This is a genomic window from Flavobacterium sedimenticola (assembly GCF_030053345.1).
Lineage (GTDB): Bacteria > Bacteroidota > Bacteroidia > Flavobacteriales > Flavobacteriaceae > Flavobacterium > Flavobacterium sedimenticola.
The window spans coordinates 45853-62495 of sequence record NZ_JASGBP010000004.1; the positions used below are offsets into that span (position 1 = coordinate 45853).

The 16643-nt window shown below is 39.7% G+C and carries 17 protein-coding genes; 10 read left to right on the plus strand and 7 right to left on the minus strand.

Going from position 1 to position 16643, the window contains the following annotated elements; translation table 11 throughout:
• Positions 1–20: 20 nt before the first annotated feature.
• The gene (locus QHT84_RS08070; protein ID WP_283239052.1) at positions 21–689 is read right to left on the minus strand and encodes a hypothetical protein; all 669 of its coding nucleotides are present in this window, start codon (positions 687–689) and stop codon (positions 21–23) included.
• Positions 690–824: 135 nt separating this feature from the next.
• On the opposite strand from QHT84_RS08070, the gene QHT84_RS08075 reads away from it, so the two are divergent.
• The 7 genes from QHT84_RS08075 to QHT84_RS08105 all read left to right on the plus strand — a co-directional run bounded on the left by QHT84_RS08075 (position 825) and on the right by QHT84_RS08105 (position 9563).
• The gene (locus QHT84_RS08075; RefSeq protein ID WP_283239053.1) at positions 825–3194 is read left to right on the plus strand and encodes a TonB-dependent receptor; all 2370 of its coding nucleotides are present in this window, start codon (positions 825–827) and stop codon (positions 3192–3194) included.
• Positions 3195–3197: 3 nt separating this feature from the next.
• A complete protein-coding gene (locus QHT84_RS08080) occupies positions 3198–4019 on the plus strand; it encodes a DUF4249 family protein (protein ID WP_283239054.1) in 822 nt (273 codons plus the stop codon).
• Between the two features lie 73 nt (positions 4020–4092).
• The gene (locus QHT84_RS08085; protein WP_283239055.1) at positions 4093–4755 is read left to right on the plus strand and encodes a thiamine diphosphokinase; all 663 of its coding nucleotides are present in this window, start codon (positions 4093–4095) and stop codon (positions 4753–4755) included.
• Positions 4756–4759: 4 nt separating this feature from the next.
• The gene (locus QHT84_RS08090; RefSeq protein ID WP_283239056.1) at positions 4760–5977 is read left to right on the plus strand and encodes an acyloxyacyl hydrolase; all 1218 of its coding nucleotides are present in this window, start codon (positions 4760–4762) and stop codon (positions 5975–5977) included.
• Between the two features lie 6 nt (positions 5978–5983).
• The gene (uvrB, locus tag QHT84_RS08095; RefSeq protein ID WP_283239057.1) at positions 5984–7981 is read left to right on the plus strand and encodes an excinuclease ABC subunit UvrB; all 1998 of its coding nucleotides are present in this window, start codon (positions 5984–5986) and stop codon (positions 7979–7981) included.
• Positions 7982–7990: 9 nt separating this feature from the next.
• Complete coding sequence (locus QHT84_RS08100; RefSeq protein ID WP_283239058.1) at positions 7991–8407, plus strand: DUF3788 family protein; 417 nt, start codon at positions 7991–7993, stop codon at positions 8405–8407.
• A gap of 178 nt (positions 8408–8585) precedes the next feature.
• Complete coding sequence (locus tag QHT84_RS08105) at positions 8586–9563, plus strand: c-type cytochrome (RefSeq protein ID WP_283239059.1); 978 nt, start codon at positions 8586–8588, stop codon at positions 9561–9563.
• 49 nt (positions 9564–9612) lie between these two features.
• Here QHT84_RS08105 and QHT84_RS08110 read toward each other — a convergent pair whose 3' ends face one another.
• On the minus strand, positions 9613–10044 hold the full coding sequence (locus QHT84_RS08110; RefSeq protein WP_283239060.1) for an Hsp20/alpha crystallin family protein: 432 nt from the start codon (positions 10042–10044) through the stop codon (positions 9613–9615).
• Between the two features lie 148 nt (positions 10045–10192).
• Complete coding sequence (locus QHT84_RS08115) at positions 10193–10594, minus strand: TerB family tellurite resistance protein (protein ID WP_283239061.1); 402 nt, start codon at positions 10592–10594, stop codon at positions 10193–10195.
• 113 nt (positions 10595–10707) lie between these two features.
• Between QHT84_RS08115 and QHT84_RS08120 the strand changes: the two genes are divergently transcribed.
• Genes QHT84_RS08120 through QHT84_RS08130 form a run of 3 tightly spaced genes read left to right on the plus strand, consistent with a single transcriptional unit; the run spans position 10708 to position 12450 of the window.
• The gene (locus QHT84_RS08120) at positions 10708–11178 is read left to right on the plus strand and encodes a hypothetical protein (RefSeq protein ID WP_283239062.1); all 471 of its coding nucleotides are present in this window, start codon (positions 10708–10710) and stop codon (positions 11176–11178) included.
• Positions 11179–11187: 9 nt separating this feature from the next.
• Complete coding sequence (locus tag QHT84_RS08125) at positions 11188–11988, plus strand: alpha/beta hydrolase (protein ID WP_283239063.1); 801 nt, start codon at positions 11188–11190, stop codon at positions 11986–11988.
• Between the two features lie 9 nt (positions 11989–11997).
• Complete coding sequence (locus QHT84_RS08130) at positions 11998–12450, plus strand: DUF1456 family protein (protein WP_283239064.1); 453 nt, start codon at positions 11998–12000, stop codon at positions 12448–12450.
• Between the two features lie 21 nt (positions 12451–12471).
• On the opposite strand, the gene QHT84_RS08135 is transcribed toward QHT84_RS08130, so the two are convergent.
• The 4 genes from QHT84_RS08135 to QHT84_RS08150 all read right to left on the minus strand — a co-directional run bounded on the left by QHT84_RS08135 (position 12472) and on the right by QHT84_RS08150 (position 16582).
• A complete protein-coding gene (locus QHT84_RS08135) occupies positions 12472–13359 on the minus strand; it encodes a bifunctional 5,10-methylenetetrahydrofolate dehydrogenase/5,10-methenyltetrahydrofolate cyclohydrolase (RefSeq protein ID WP_283239065.1) in 888 nt (295 codons plus the stop codon).
• Positions 13360–13418: 59 nt separating this feature from the next.
• Positions 13419–14756 (minus strand): signal recognition particle protein, encoded by a 1338-nt coding sequence (gene ffh / locus QHT84_RS08140; RefSeq protein WP_283239066.1) that lies wholly within the window; start codon positions 14754–14756, stop codon positions 13419–13421.
• A 126-nt stretch (positions 14757–14882) separates the two neighbouring features.
• The gene (locus QHT84_RS08145) at positions 14883–15344 is read right to left on the minus strand and encodes a hypothetical protein (RefSeq protein ID WP_283239067.1); all 462 of its coding nucleotides are present in this window, start codon (positions 15342–15344) and stop codon (positions 14883–14885) included.
• Positions 15345–15547: 203 nt separating this feature from the next.
• On the minus strand, positions 15548–16582 hold the full coding sequence (locus QHT84_RS08150) for a hypothetical protein (protein WP_283239068.1): 1035 nt from the start codon (positions 16580–16582) through the stop codon (positions 15548–15550).
• Between the last annotated feature and the right edge of the window lie 61 nt (positions 16583–16643).

The following is a 16643-nucleotide window of genomic DNA, read 5'->3' on the forward strand; positions in this document are numbered from 1 at the left end:
GCGACCTTGAGGTCGCTTTTTTATTTTTGTTCTGTTAGAATATCTTTCTCTTTTAAAATGATGAGCTTAGCTCGGACTCCGGTGGTCAGGTTCCATTTGTTGGTGGTAATCATTCCCTTCTTCTGATCAAAGATGACGAATTGTGCTGTGTTTGGTCCGGATTCCCCTTGATTCAACGCTTCGATTTCAATTTTATTGATGCCTTCATTCAAATCGAGAAACACCTCTTTAAAATCGACATCCAACAATATGGCATCGACTGCAATTTTATCATTGAGCCAAATTCGAACCAAGTCGCCATCGGGAGCTTCGTGGTCACGACACGCGATGCTGATGATTTTGGTTCCGGTTTTAAACTGTCCCAAAAAGCTGTCACTTTTGTATTTTTCCATAATCACACCGTCATTACTTTTCTTGTTCATCTTATCGGTGTATTGTTTGGATGGGTTTTCGAGTGGCTCGGATTCCATAATACTGCGCTCGTCTTCCTTCTTTTTAAGTAACGAAACACTCTCCAACAATTTATCTTTTTTATCAAAAATACTGGGGTATTTTAGTGTGCTTGAAGAGGTGGAAGACGTTTGCCCCGATGGATTGGACACCGGTCCGATGTTAACGGTTCTTTTGGTGGTATCAAATTGAGCATACCCACAAAAAGAAATCAAGGAAAGTAAAACAATAGCGCGCATCTTCATTATTTGTATAATACGGTAAAAATATTTAAAAAAAGCACACAAAAACAGTACCGTTAACCAAAAGTTAACAATTGATTATGAGCTAGAAGTCGATTTTATTAAGATTTTTGTACCAATAATTGACCACCTATGATAAAAAAAATATTTATTCTCGTTTTATTTTTATTTGCTGCGCCATTTTTTGCTCAGGAAAAGTTTACCATCAGCGGTATTATTTCCGATAGCGCGAATAAAGAAACCCTGATTGGGGTGTCTGTTTTTGTAGAAGAAACCAAAAGCGGATTGGTAACCAACGAATACGGGTTTTATTCGATAACGCTCCCCAAAGGCAACTATACCATTTCCGTAAATTATATGGGCTATCAATCGGTTAAGGAAAAAATTGAATTGAATAGAGACGTCAAGAAAAACTTTTCGCTTGCCGTGAGCAGTCAACAATTAGATGAAGTTGTCGTTTTAGATAACAAAAAACGCGTTGATATCCGAAAACCGGAAATGAGCGTCAATAAACTCACCATACAGGAAATCAAGGAAATGCCTGTGATTTTGGGAGAAGTGGACATTATAAAATCAATCCTTACGTTACCCGGCGTGACCAATGCCGGAGAAGGACAATCGGGCTTTAATGTACGCGGTGGTGGTGCCGACCAAAACTTAGTTTTACTGGACGAAGCTACTATTTATAATTCTTCCCATCTTTTTGGCTTGTTTTCGGTTTTTAATCCGGATGCGATAAAGGATTTAAAACTGTATAAAGGAGGCATTCCGTCGCGGTATGGCGGCCGTTTGTCTTCTATTTTGGATATCTATCAAAAAGAAGGGAACAAAAATGAGTTTCACATGAACGGCGGTATCGGACTCATATCGAGTCGTATGCTGGCCGAAGGCCCTATTGTAAAAGGAAGAGGTTCATTTGTTATCGCCGGACGCGCGTCGTATGCCCATCTTTTTCTGAAACTGACCGACAATCCGAATTCGGCCTATTTTTACGATTTAAATACTAAACTGAGCTATACGCTCAATGAAAAAAACAACATTTACCTCTCGGGGTATTTCGGACGCGATGTGTTTCAACTGAATGACACTTTTGTCAATACGTATGGAAATGCCGTACTGAACTTTAGATGGAATCATCTTTTTTCCGATAAACTTTTCTCCAACTTATCCGTCATTTACTCGGATTATTACTATGGGCTGTTGTTGGATGTGATTGGCTTTAATTGGGACAGCGGCATTAAGAATTACAACATCAAATACGATTTTAAACACTATCTAACCGATAAAATCAAACTTACCTATGGGATTCAAAGTCATTATTATGATTTTAATCCGGGTAAAATTGAACCTACCAGTGCTTCTTCCGGAATCAATCGCGACCAATTGGATAAAAAGTATGCTCTGGAGAATGCCATTTACTTGGATGCCGAACAACAAATTTCGAAAAAGATTGCGGTGTCATACGGACTTCGTTTGAGCTCTTTTCTTCGTTTGGGTCAGCAAACGCTCAATGTTTATGAAAACAATCAACCCGTTATTTTCAATACGGCGTTTCAAATTTACGAAAGTGCCGATCCAACAGGAACCATTAGCTATGGTCGAAATAAAACCATTGCCAAGTTTGACAATTTAGAACCACGCTTTGCGTTTTCGTATGCTATGGATGATGATCAATCGATTAAGGCCAGCTACAATCGCATGACACAATACCTGCATTTGATTTCAAATACGCAATCCCCTACTCCGCTGGATGTTTGGGCCCCGAGTGACCAATATTTGAAACCGCAGCTTTTAGATCAAGTTGCTTTAGGGTATTTCCGAAACTTTAAAGACGATGCCTATTCCCTGGAAGTGGAAACCTTTTATAAAAAGATAAAAAATCGAGTAGATTATATAGATGGTGCCAATCTTATTGCCAACGAAGCCATAGAGCGCGTCGTTTTGAAAGGTCGAGCCCGAGCCTATGGTTTGGAAGTATTGTTCCGAAAAAACGAAGGTCGCTATAAAGGTTGGATTTCCTATACATTGTCGAGAACCGAACAACAAGTTCCGGGCAGGACTCCGGAAGAAACCGGAATCAACAACGGAAAATGGTACCGAACCGGTTTTGACAAATTACACAACTTGTCTGTAGTAGGGAATTATAAATTGAATGAAAAATGGCGCTTCGGAGCCACTTTTACGTTACAAACCGGACAACCGGTTACCTATCCTAACGGCCAATACGAGTACGAAGGGATTACCGTACCGAGTTTTAATACCCGAAATGAAAACAATTTACCCACCTATCATCACTTAGATGTTTCGGCTACTTTGACTCCAAGAAAAAATAAGGGTCGCAAATGGCAAAGCGAGTGGGTTTTCGGTATTTACAATCTTTACGGCAGACAAAATGCCGCTTCTATAACCTTCCGCCAAAATGATGAAACGGCAGCCAACGAAGCCATCCGTTTGTCTATTTTCGGAATCGTACCAAGTGCTACCTATAACATTAAATTTTAACTTATGAAAAGTATATACCTATCCGCATTAGCAATACTATTAACTTTAGTTTCTTGCGAAAAAGTCATTGATGTCGATTTGGACACCGCTGCACCCCGACTCGTGGTGGAGGCCTCTATTAATTGGTATCACGATACGCCGGGCAATGAGCAAAAAATAAAACTGAGTACCACAACCGACTATTTCTCCAATACCATTCCGCCGGTTTCAGGTGCCGTGGTTATTATTACCAACAGTGCTAACCAAACCTTTGACTTTTTAGAAGACAGCAGTACTCCGGGCACTTACCGATGCAACACGTTTGAACCGGTTTTAGGGGAAACGTATACACTGACGATAGTGTATCAGGGCGAGACCTATTCCTCTACTGAAAAATTATTAGACACCCCCGTAGTTACCCGCGTAGAGCAAAACAACGACGGCGGTATTTTAGGAAATGAAACTGAAGTAAAGTTCTTCTTCAACGATATTGTAAACGAAACCAATAACTATTTGGTTAAGATTGAAGACCCATACAAAGTTATTCCTGAGTATGGTGTAATTGAAGATCGCTTTTTTCAAAACAATGAGATGTTTGGGTTGTATTTTAGTGAAGAATTAAAAGCCGGTGATACGCTGAAATTTACCTTAAACGGGATTACTCGAAATTATTACAACTATATGGATTTGCTTTTGGAGCAAACGGGCAGCAACAGCATGGGACCGTTTTCTACACCTACCGCCACGGTAAGAGGTAATATCGTGAATCAAACTAATTTCAACAATTACGCCTTAGGTTACTTCCGTTTAAGCAAAACAGAAACGGAAGAATACATTATTCAATAGATTTGTATTAGACTTGTAGTATTTTTTGCATTGCGATTATTACATTTACAACTTGTTGTAAATTAAAATTACCATGTCATCACATCATATCGTTCGAGACGATCAGGAACCGGCTTTGATTATTGCCAACGGCGAGGCCTGCAGCATGGAGTTGTTAGGTCAGTTATTAGAATGGTCACCATTAGTTATAGTACTCGATTCGGCTGTCGAACGCGTATTGGAACTAGGCATTAAAGTGGATGTGTTACTGGGTGATTTTGACCGTGGCTTTGATCCCGAATACTACAAAGAAAAACAATTCCCGATTGAAATTGTATATGCCCCAAACCAAGACAAAACCGATTTGGAAAAAGCGTTTGATTATTTGATTGAGAAAGGGCACCGCGCCGCGAATGTGATATGGGCTACCGGTCGCAGAGCCGATCATACCATTACCAATCTGACCAATATTGTGGCCTACAGAAACCAACTCAAAGTAGTGATTTTAGATGACCACTCCAAGGTTTTTTTATTGCCGAATCATTTTGAAAAATGGTATACGGCCAACACTATATTGTCACTGATTCCGATTGGAAAAGTCACGGGTATTACTACCCATAATTTGTTTTATCCTTTACACAACGAGGACTTGACTATAGGCTACCGAACCGGCAGCAGCAACCATGTGGTGACCGATGGAAAAGTAACAATCACTCATAATGGGGGTGATTTATTATTAATGGAATGCTGGGATTAAGCCGATGAAATACACGCAATACCGATTCCTTTTTGTGGGACTTATCATGTTGTACAGTGGCATGTCTTTGCTGCAAGCGCAAACAACCTACAGTTTCGAATACCTCATTGGAAAAACCTCGGCAGCCAATTCTTGGTTTCCTGATTTGGATGCCAATCAAACCGCAAGTTTCTCGATTGGAAAAAAGATTACAGATCCCCAACTAAATTGGGCTCATTATCTCAATCATCCTACTGTTGGGATTAACCTGGAATACGCCAATTTCGGGAATAAAGACGTACTGGGTTCAGGATATTCGTTGCATCCCTATCTGGAAGTTCCGATTTTGGAATCGACCATTAAAAATTTGAGCTGGCACACCGGTATAGGAATTTCGTATTTTACCCAAAAATACCATCCGGCTGAAAATTGGCAAAACAAAGCTGTTTCTACGGATTACAGTTGGTCATTCAGAACTTTTTTGTATTACCGACTATGGCACCATTCTGCTTTTGACACCCGTTTGAGTTTAGGTTATACACACAAATCTAACGGACATACTCGTTGGCCCAACAATGGTCTAAATTCATTCCTGGCCGGAATTAATCTGCAATTCGGAAAATCATCGGAACCAAAATCAACAGCAAAAAAGAGCATCCTTAAAAGTCAATACCGTTACTTCAGTTTTGAAACCGGAATCGGGAGTCAATCGCTTTCTCGTTTGTATGTGGATGCATTGCCGGTTTACAGCACAGGCATTTCCTATGGCACGATTTACGACAACACGTTTAAACTCGGGTTAGGCTTGTATTATCGTTTCTACCAAAGTTATTACGATTACATCAAAGCAGAGCGTGAGTTTATAAACGACAGTTATCCTTGGCTCAAGAAAAACGTCTTTTATAATTCTTCAACTTACGGCATCAATACTTCGGCTGAAATACTGATGAATCACGTAAGTATCGTAGCAGAATTGGGATTGAATATCGACAAACCTTTCTATAAAATTGATTACCGAATTAACAATGAAGGCTATGCCAATGGCGAGTATTTTCCGGGAGAAATTGACACTAAATACTGGATAAAAAGATTTGTTTCAGGTAAAATGGGTTTAAAATATTATCTTTGGAATACCAAAAACGCACCCAAATACAACCTCAGTATCGGAGCGCTTATCTGTTCTAATTTAGGTCAGGCCGATTATAGCGAACTAAATATTGGCTTCATTCATATTTTGAAATAATTACCGATGAAATTTCAAGTCGTATCCGAATACCAACCTACCGGCGACCAACCGCAAGCCATTGACAAGTTAGTCAAAGGCATCATGAGCGGTGAAAAATACCAAACCCTTTTGGGTGTTACCGGTTCGGGGAAAACCTTTACCATGGCTAATGTGATTGAAAGAGTGGAAAAACCTACCTTGGTGTTAGCTCATAACAAAACCTTAGCGGCCCAATTGTACTCGGAATTCAAGCAATTCTTCCCGAACAATTCGGTACAGTATTTTGTTTCCTATTACGACTATTACCAACCCGAAGCCTATATTCCGGTGACTGGGGTTTTCATTGAAAAGGATTTATCGATTAATGATGAATTGGAAAAACTGCGTTTGAGTACTACTTCTGCCTTGCTTTCGGGACGCCGCGATGTTTTAGTGGTAGCATCGGTTTCGTGTTTGTATGGTATCGGAAATCCGGTAGAGTTTCAAAAGAACGTCATTTCAATCGAAAAAAATCAAATTATTTCCCGAACTAAATTGCTGCATCGTTTGGTGCAAAGTTTATATTCGAGAACCGAGGCCGAGTTTTTGCCCGGTACGTTCCGAATCAAAGGTGATACGGTAGAAATCTTTCCGAGTTATGCCGACGAACCGTTTCGCGTGCATTTTTTCGGTGATGAAATTGAAGACATTGAAGCTTTTGATGCCAAATCTTCAAAAGTTATTGAACGCTACGAAAAACTCAACATTTATCCGGCCAATATGTTCGTAACCTCGCCCGATGTCTTGCAAGCGGCCATTTGGGAAATTCAGCAGGACTTGGTAAAGCAAGTGGATTATTTCAAAGAAATCGGCAAGCATCTCGAAGCCAAACGCTTAGAGGAACGTACTAATTTCGATTTGGAAATGATACGTGAATTAGGTTATTGCTCGGGTATTGAGAATTACTCGCGTTATTTAGACCGAAGACAACCCGGCACACGCCCGTTTTGTTTGTTGGATTATTTTCCTGAGGATTATTTGATGGTGGTAGATGAAAGTCACGTAACCATATCGCAAGTACATGCCATGTACGGCGGCGACCGAAGTCGGAAAGAAAACTTAGTGGAATACGGTTTCCGATTGCCGGCTGCCATGGACAACCGTCCATTGAAGTTTGAAGAATTCGAAAGCATGCAAAATCAAGTCGTATACGTTTCGGCTACTCCGGCGGATTACGAGTTGGAAAAATCGGAAGGCGTTTATGTAGAACAAATTATTCGTCCGACCGGATTGTTAGATCCGATTATTGAAGTACGACCGAGTTTGAATCAAATTGACGATTTAATTGAAGAAATACAGCAACGTTGTGAACGGGACGAGCGCGTTTTGGTAACGACACTGACCAAAAGAATGGCCGAAGAACTCACCAAATACCTGACAAAGGTATCGATTCGGTGTCGCTACATTCATTCGGATGTGGATACTTTGGAACGGGTAGAAATTATGCAGGATTTGCGCAAAGGTATTTTTGATGTTTTAATTGGTGTTAACTTACTCCGCGAAGGTTTAGATTTGCCCGAAGTTTCTTTGGTAGCGATTTTAGATGCTGATAAAGAGGGCTTTTTGCGCAGCCATCGTTCGTTAACACAAACCGTGGGAAGAGCGGCGCGAAATGTAAACGGAAAGGCCATTATGTATGCTGATAAAATTACGGTATCCATGCAAAAAACCATAGACGAAACCAATTACCGTAGGGAAAAACAGATTCAGTACAATATTGAAAATAATTTGGTGCCGAAAGCGTTGAACAAAAGCTTGGGCAATGCTTTGAGCAACAACTCGGTTTCGACCGCTTATTTTGAAGATAAGATCGCCAAAGCGGCCGAACCGGAAAGTTTGTATTTATCGAAACCCGAAATCGAAAAGAAAATTCGCGATACGCGAAAAGCTATGGAAAAAGCAGCTAAAGATTTGGATTTCATGCAAGCCGCTAAATTGAGAGATGAAATTCAGGCACTGCAAAATAAGTTGACCACCTTTTAAAAATTTATTTTGACCAGTATCTTTTTACATAAAGACGAAAAGCCATCGGAAGCACAACTGCAAAAAGCGGTGGGCCATACCTACCCTGTTTGGAAAACTTTCGCAGATTACACTTTGAAAAAATATCCTGAAGCCACGGCTGAATGGCATTATTCGAGTGAAAAATTCGGATGGAGTTTCAGAATCAAAGACAAAAAAAGAGTTTTGATTTATCTTTTACCCAGAGACCAATTTTTTAAAGTTGCTTTTGTTTTTGGCACAAAAGCTACCGATGAAATCTTGACCGGTCCAATTGCAGAATCTGTCAAAACGGAATTATCAGCTGCCAAGCCATACGCAGAAGGAAGAGGCATCCGAATTGTTATTACTGACGAATCCTTAACCGATGATATTCTCAAATTAATTGACATCAAATTAAAATATTGACATCGGGATTTGCTTTCTTTTTTGCAAAAAAACCTATCCGATTAATTTTCAATTACTTATCCCTATTCCACTTAGGAGCCTATTTTTTTTCAAAAAAAATTGTAACAAATTGAGGGTTAAACCGTCTTCTTGAGACATTTGTTGGGAAACAAATTTTAAAATCATCAATCAAACAATCATGAAAAAAACACTCACCATCGTTAAGTACGTTGTGGTTTGCGCACTCCTGCTTATCGCCGGCGTTTTAACGTATGTTAAGACGATGCTGCCCAACGTTGCAGAAGCCCCACAAATTAAAGTCGCCATGACACCCGAACGCATTGAAAGAGGTAAATACCTGGCCCATAACGTTATGGTTTGTATGGATTGCCACTCGGCGAGAGATTGGAGCAAATTTGCCGGTCCTCCCAAAGAAGGAACATTGGGAATGGGCGGCGAAGTATTTGACCAAAGTATGGGCTTTCCCGGAAAATTTGTAGCCCCTAACATCACCCCTTTTGCCCTAAAAGATTGGACTGACGGTGAAATTTTCCGCGCCATTACCACCGGAGTTAACAAAGACGGAAAAGCTTTGTTTCCGGTGATGCCTCATATCAGCTATGGTAAACTCGACAAAACCGATATCGAAGCTGTGGTGGCATACATCAGAACTTTGAATCCGATTGAAAATACTCCTGAACAATCATCGCCCGATTTTCCGATGAATTTTATCATCAATACGATTCCGTCTGAAGCCCAATTTACCACTATTCCGGCCGACAAAAACTCGGCCGCTTACGGACAATATTTGGTTACAGCCAGTGCTTGTTTTGATTGCCATACCAAGCAGGAAAAAGGGGAATTTACCGGAGAACCGTTTGCAGGTGGTTTTGAATTTAAAGCGCCGGACGGCTCTGTGACGACCTCGGCCAATATTACCCCGCACAGCACCGGTATAGGCAGTTGGACAGAAGAGCAGTTTGTACAGCGTTTTAAATTGTATAAAGAATTAAATTACGAGTCACCTAAAGTAGCTCCCGGCGAATTTCAAACTCCGATGCCTTGGGTAATGTATGCCGGCATGAGCAAAGAAGATTTGGCTGCCATATACAAATTTCTGCGTAGTTTGGAGCCTAAGAAAAATGAAATCGTAAAGTTTAAATCCGCTAAATCGTAAATAACAATATCCCAACAAATTATAAAAGCGCCTTTCAAGGCGCTTTTTTTTATAAAATATCAATCAACCGTTTTGGTTTTGGTAATGCTTCTTCTCGTTTCGGAAGGTTTATTTTTAACACCCCGTTTTCATAAGTCGCATTGATGTTTTCTGTATTCACTGATTCCGGCAAGGTAAAGGCTCTCCGGAACGAAGCATAGCTGAATTCTCTGCGAGTATACCTTCCTTTTTCATCTTTTTGTTCGTTCTCTGTTTTGGTTTCCGAGGAAATCGTCAAAACATTGTGGTCAATTTCAATAGAGAAATCTTCTTTACTTTTTCCCGGAACAGCTAATTCCAGGCTAAAATCAACATCGGTTTCTTTGATGTTTACCGCGGGTACATTAGTACCGATATTTTGCATCCCGCCAAACCAATCCGGTTTTAAAAACTCATCAATGATAGATGGAAAGTTGCTGTAATTTCTTTTTACTAAGTTCATAGTCGTATTATTTTAGTTAAACACTTTTTATTGGTTGCAAACTGAAAATACAAACGATGTACCATGCCTTTTTTTAAGTCATTTTGACAAAAAAAGAAAAGAAAAAATGAAATTTTGACGGATTATACAACTTTTAACTGACTAAATATCAGTTTAATTGCTCCTGAAACACCTCTAATAAAAACTCCGGCGAAATCATTTTAGTAGGTGAAATTTCCATCGCTTTTAAAACGCGTTTTATCGCATGCGGATTCAAGCCCATGTTGATTCCGATTTCGTGAATTTTAATTTGTTCGCGCTCATGTAATACCCCATCGCAGTGCATTAAAAGGGCCAATCGATAAAACTGTTGAATGCGCTCGAACTCGGATTTGATGACTATCGGATAACTTTCCTGATGAAACAATGCTTTGAAATCTTCCGTAGTAATTTGAAGTTCTTCGGCTATCATGGAAAGAAAAAGATATTCTCTTTCATGTAGCTTACCGTCAACTACCGAAAAAGCAATCATGTCGGATAACAAAGCTAATTTTTCTTCGTATGGGTTCATCAGAATTATATTTTTAGCTAAAATAACTTTTTTTACAAAAAAAACAATGATTTTATTTTTAACACCAAGCCATAGTTATTTTAATTAATTTTACCTATCCAAACAGTTGTCTTATGAAACTCATTAAAATCCTATTCTTCGGTTTGTTTTTGTTTTCGGGAACGGTAAGTGCTCAGTACGGTTACGGCGGTGTGCGAAATAACGGAATACCTAATAATCAGCAAACTCCCAAAGAGCCTACTGCCAAAGAAATTGAGGAAATGCGTGCCGAAAGAACCGAAAAATACATGCAAGTCCTAAATGCCGAATTAAAATTGGACGAGTTGCAATACATTGCCATAAAAAATGAAATTCTCAAAACCAGTAAGAGTATTGATATTGTGATGAAAAGTGATTATTCGGATGAAGAGAAGGCCAATCAGGTAAAAGCTATTCAGGAGAGTACCGATAAAACGATTGCCAGTTATTTGAACGCAGCGCAAAAGATACAATACGAAAAACTGAAATCTGATAAAAAACCCAAAAAGGAGGATAAGAAAAAGAAAAAAGAGCAAGAATCGGAACCGGCTAATAAAGCCAATTAATCTGACCACATGAGAACTCCTTTCTCCTTTTTGATATTCTTTATTTTTTCCTGTCTTTTTGCTCAAGAAAGTACGCTAAATACACGGGTAAGTACCTTTACAATTCAAGCACCTCAGCTGCAATCAACCAAAAAGATATGGGTGTATTTACCTAAAAATTATGAAATCTCATCGAAAAAATACCCGGTGATTTACATGCATGACGCCCAAAATTTATTTGAGACCAAAAGTTCTTATGCCGGTGAATGGAATGTCGATGAAACCCTAGACAGTATTTCGGCTCAGGTGATAATTGTTGGGATTGAACATGGCGGCGCTAAAAGAATTGATGAACTCACCCCTTTTACACATCCAAAATACGGTGGCGGCAAAGCCGACAATTATCTCGACTTTATCGTTAACACCTTAAAACCCGAAATTGACAAAACCTATCGCACTAAATCGGATGCCAAGAACACTGCTATTATGGGAAGTTCACTTGGTGGCTTGGTTTCGTTTTATGCCGCATTGAAATACCCGAAAGTGTTTGGTAAAGTGGGTTGTTTCTCGCCTTCTTTTTGGTTTAACCGAAATGAGCTTCATACAGTAATGGAGCAAACTCCAGAATTTAAAACCAAAATTTATTTTTTATGCGGGGATAATGAAGGCGATGCCGATGTGATTCCGGATTTGGAAAACGTTGAAAAATGGGTGAATACAAAACGCTGCGAATGTAAAAAATTGAACAAAAAAGTCATTGTAAAAGGCGGACAGCACAATGAAAAATTGTGGCGGGAGAGTTTTAAAAAGGCGTATCTTTGGCTATTCTAAAAATTCAAAATGAACAACAACGATATTTTTAAAAAACTCAGAGTTGCTTTGCAGTTGCGCGACGATCAAATTGTAGATATCTTGCAATTGGCAGACTTCAGAATCTCAAAAGGCGAAATCGGTAATTTTTTCAGAAACACCAATCATCCGAAATACATGGAATGTGGCGACCAAGTATTGCGCAACTTTTTAAACGGTTTGGTCATTCACTTGCGAGGCACCAAAGAAGAACCCAAAAACGCAATGGATGTAATCAAACAAAATCAGGCTACGGTTAAGAAAAATACCGAAAAGCCCAAGACTGATTTCAAATCAACCGGAGCTAAAGGCGAACTGAGCGGAGCAAAACCAAAAACAGCTTCCAACAAAAAAACTTTTAATTCCAAAGACAAAAAGCAAGCGCCAAAAGTCCAAGTGGTAGAAAAAGTCCAATACAAAAACGGTAAAAACAAAAAATCCTGAGTTTTCACTCAGGATTTTTTATTATTCCAAAAGTAATCGTTTCTGCTCTCGGGCCAGCAACGTATTTTTCAATAACATGGCTATCGTCATCGGACCGACACCACCCGGAACCGGCGTGATGAAAGAGGCCTTTTTGGAAACATTATCAAAATCGACATCACCGGTTATTTTGTAACCACGCGGATCGGTATCATCGGCAACACGGGTAATTCCGACGTCTATAACCACAGCATCGTCTTTGATCATCTCGGCTTTTAAATAATTGGGCACGCCCAATGCGGTGATAATAATATCTGCCTGAGTGGTGATTTGCGCAATATTTTTAGTGTAACTATGGGTAAGTGTCACGGTTGAATTGCCCGGGAATCCTTTTCTTCCCATCAAAATACTCATGGGGCGGCCTACAATATGACTTCTGCCGATTACAACGGTGTGTTTCCCTTTGGTTTCTACATTGTAACGCTCTAATAATTCTAAGATTCCGAAAGGTGTAGCCGGAATAAAAGTACTCATATCCAAAGCCATTTTTCCGAAATTTTCCGGGTGAAAACCATCTACATCCTTACTCGGATCGATGGCCATCAATACCCGTTGTGTGTCAATTTGTTTGGGCAGCGGCAACTGTACGATAAAGCCGTCGATGTCATCGTTTTCATTGAGCTCGATAATCTTCTTTAATAATTCGGTTTCCGAAGTGGTGCTCGGCATTTTGATTAGAGTAGACTCAAAACCTACCAATTCACAGGCTTTTACTTTGCTGCCCACATAAGTAAGACTGGCACCGTCGTTTCCAACAATAATTGCCGCCAAATGAGGTACTTTTTCCCCATCGGCTCGCATTTTGGCCACTTCGGCTGCAATTTCAGTTTTAATGTCTTTAGAGATTTTCTTTCCGTCTAAAAGTTCCATATTGTATTTGAGTTGTGTTGTTTCTAAAAAAAGAAGACGCGATTGCTCGCGTCTGTATATTATCTCATTCCTTTCATGCCACCCATCATGCGCATCAGATTTTTGCCGCCACCGCCTTGCATCATCTTCATCATTTTGCTCATTTGGTCAAACTGCTTGAGTAATTGGTTTACTTGCTCTATCTTCGTTCCGGAGCCTTTGGCAATTCGGGTCTTTCTTTTAACATCAATAATGGCCGGTTTGGCTCTTTCTTTCGGAGTCATCGAATGAATAATCGCTTCGATGTGTTTAAAAGCATCGTCTTCGATTTCTACATCTTTTAAGGCTTTTCCGGCTCCGGGAATCATACCGACCAAGTCCTTCATGTTCCCCATTTTTTTCACTTGTTGAATTTGCACCAAGAAATCGTCGAAACCAAATTCATTTTTAGCGATTTTCTTTTGCAATTTGCGCGCTTCCTCTTCATTGTATTGCTCTTGTGCTCTTTCTACCAAGGAAACCACGTCGCCCATACCGAGAATTCTGTCGGCCATACGCGACGGATAAAACACATCGATGGCTTCCATTTTTTCTCCGGTTCCGATGAACTTGATGGGTTTATTCACCACCGACTTAATAGAAATAGCCGCTCCACCGCGGGTATCACCATCCAATTTAGTCAAAATCACACCGTCAAAATCCAAACGATCATTGAAGGCTTTAGCGGTATTTACCGCATCCTGACCGGTCATGGAATCAACCACAAACAACGTTTCTTGTGGTTTGATGGCCGCATGCACATTAGCAATTTCATTCATCATTTCCTCGTCGATGGCCAAACGACCGGCCGTATCGACAATGACCACATTATAGCCTTTTGATTTGGCGTGTTGCACCGCATTTAGTGCAATTTGAACCGCATTTTTATTTTCGGGCTCCGAGTATACTTCTACCCCAATTTGATCGCCCACCACATGCAATTGGTTGATTGCTGCCGGACGATAGATATCACACGCCACCAATAATGGTTTTTTACCTTTTTTAGTTTTGAGATAATTGGCCAATTTGCCCGAGAAGGTAGTTTTACCCGATCCTTGCAAACCCGACATCAAAATAACCGAGGGATTTCCGGAAAGATTGATTCCGGTAGCCTCGCCACCCATTAATTCTGTCAATTCGTCTTTGACAATTTTAACCATCAATTGGCCCGGTTGCAACGTGGTTAATACGTTTTCCCCGATGGCTTTCTCTTTAACTTTAGTGGTAAAATCTTTGGCTATTTTAAAATTAACATCGGCATCCAACAACGCACGACGCACTTCTTTTAACGTTTCAGCTACATTGACTTCGGTTATTTTTCCGTGTCCTTTGAGAATGTGTAAAGCCTTATCTAGTTTATCACTTAAATTATTGAACATAACGGGTGAACTTTGTTTTTAAATTAAGCTGCAAATTTAAAGGATTTGATTGAAAATTTCGATGTTTCTCAAACAAAAAAACCATTCCGGATTCGGAATGGTTTTTAACTAACCTTAATCAACAAACTAATTCTTTGTGAAGACCAAAATATCGGTTCCACCATTACCACCGCTGATGTCAATTAGTGAAATAGTGGTACTTGTATAAGAAACGATATCCCAATCGTCTGTCAAATCCGCAAAATTTGCCGGAGAAGTAAAGCCAATGTTGAAATCCAAATCGCTACTCGGATTATCATCATTGCTATTGTCGTTAGTCACCGACCAAGTACCGGTGTAGGTATTGGTTCCGTTAGTAGCTGTTAACACATTTCCGCTGGCAAAAGTAAAGTTGTATCCTGTAAAATGGTTGGTTTCATCTGTTCCGGAATCAACGTAACTAGTTATTCTCCAAGTTCCTTGAGTAGCGGTATTGATTACCGGTGTTGGGTCTTGTGAAGATGAGGAATTATCATCAGAGCTACACATAGACGCTACATTGAGCATAAAAAGGCAAAAAAGAGCCGGTATTAAAAATAATTTCTTCATGATTTTATTGGTTTAAATTAATGTTTATTTTAAAAAATTGAATCATTAAAAAGAGTACGGACAAAATGACCGCCCAAATTAGCATTTGGTAAAAAAAAATACCTCTTTTTATAATTTACTTCGTTGTAATAGTGGTGTTCTATCTCTTTAACAGGGTTGAATGACCCCATGAATTTGCGATGTATAAACTTCATAGTGAACGTTTAATTCTTAGTAAACGTCAAATAATCGGTTCCATCACTGGTTTCTTTTTTCAAACGAATCGTAGTCGCATTGAATTCAATGACACGCCAATTGGTTTCCAAGTGTTCCAACAGCGAACCGTCAAAATTGAGACTTAGTCGCAAAGAACCACTATCGTCACTGATATCCCAATCGCCGTTAATCGTATTGGCATTTCTTTGTGCCAAGATGGTTTCATTCGGATTAAATGTAAAATTGTATCCGTTGTAATAGGAGGTTTCCACATCATTTTCGTGCACCGCATACGAGATGTACCATGTACCCGAGGTCATGGATTGTACCAAAGTGGCTCCGCCGCTTCCACCCCCATTACTGTTATCGTCACAATCATCGATGGAATCCTCTATAAAATTTTCCAGCTGTGCATTAGACGTGATGATTATAGTTTGACCGTTAGCATTAACTGCCGAAATCGGGAAATTAATCGCTACGTAAACATTATTGGAAAGATTATTTAAAAAATTATACAAACTGCTGTTTCCGGTAATGGTTACGGTATTGGCCAGCTGGTTGTTACTATCGTACACGTCAACAACAATAGGATACACCAATGCAATACAATCGATTTCATCAAAACCGTCATCATCGCCGCAATCATCCAACACATCATCCAAATCGTTCGCATTTTGCAACACTTGGGTTTGGAAGTTTTGGTATTGAATGGTAATCGGATATATAAAATTGACCAAATCGTCATCGTCTGAAAAAGCATCGATAGCATCTTGTACGGTTTGATAGTCTGCGGCACTGCTTACCGTAATTTGTTGATTATTTACAATGACGATAACCGGCAATTGCACACTAAAACAACTGGAATTATCTAAGACATTATCGGTAGCTGTAGGGTTTTGAGCCGTTCTCGACAACAACCCAACTAAGGGTGACGCCGTCGTGAAACTTTCTGCATTGTCCTGAATAATCGTTTCCTCTTCTTCCTGACAACTCAGCATCAATAACGCAGTTAGCGCCCATACTAAATACTTTAATTTTGCCATCGTAATTATGCTTTTAATTGAAACATCTGAAACAAATCAAACCCTACCCGGTTGTTTAATT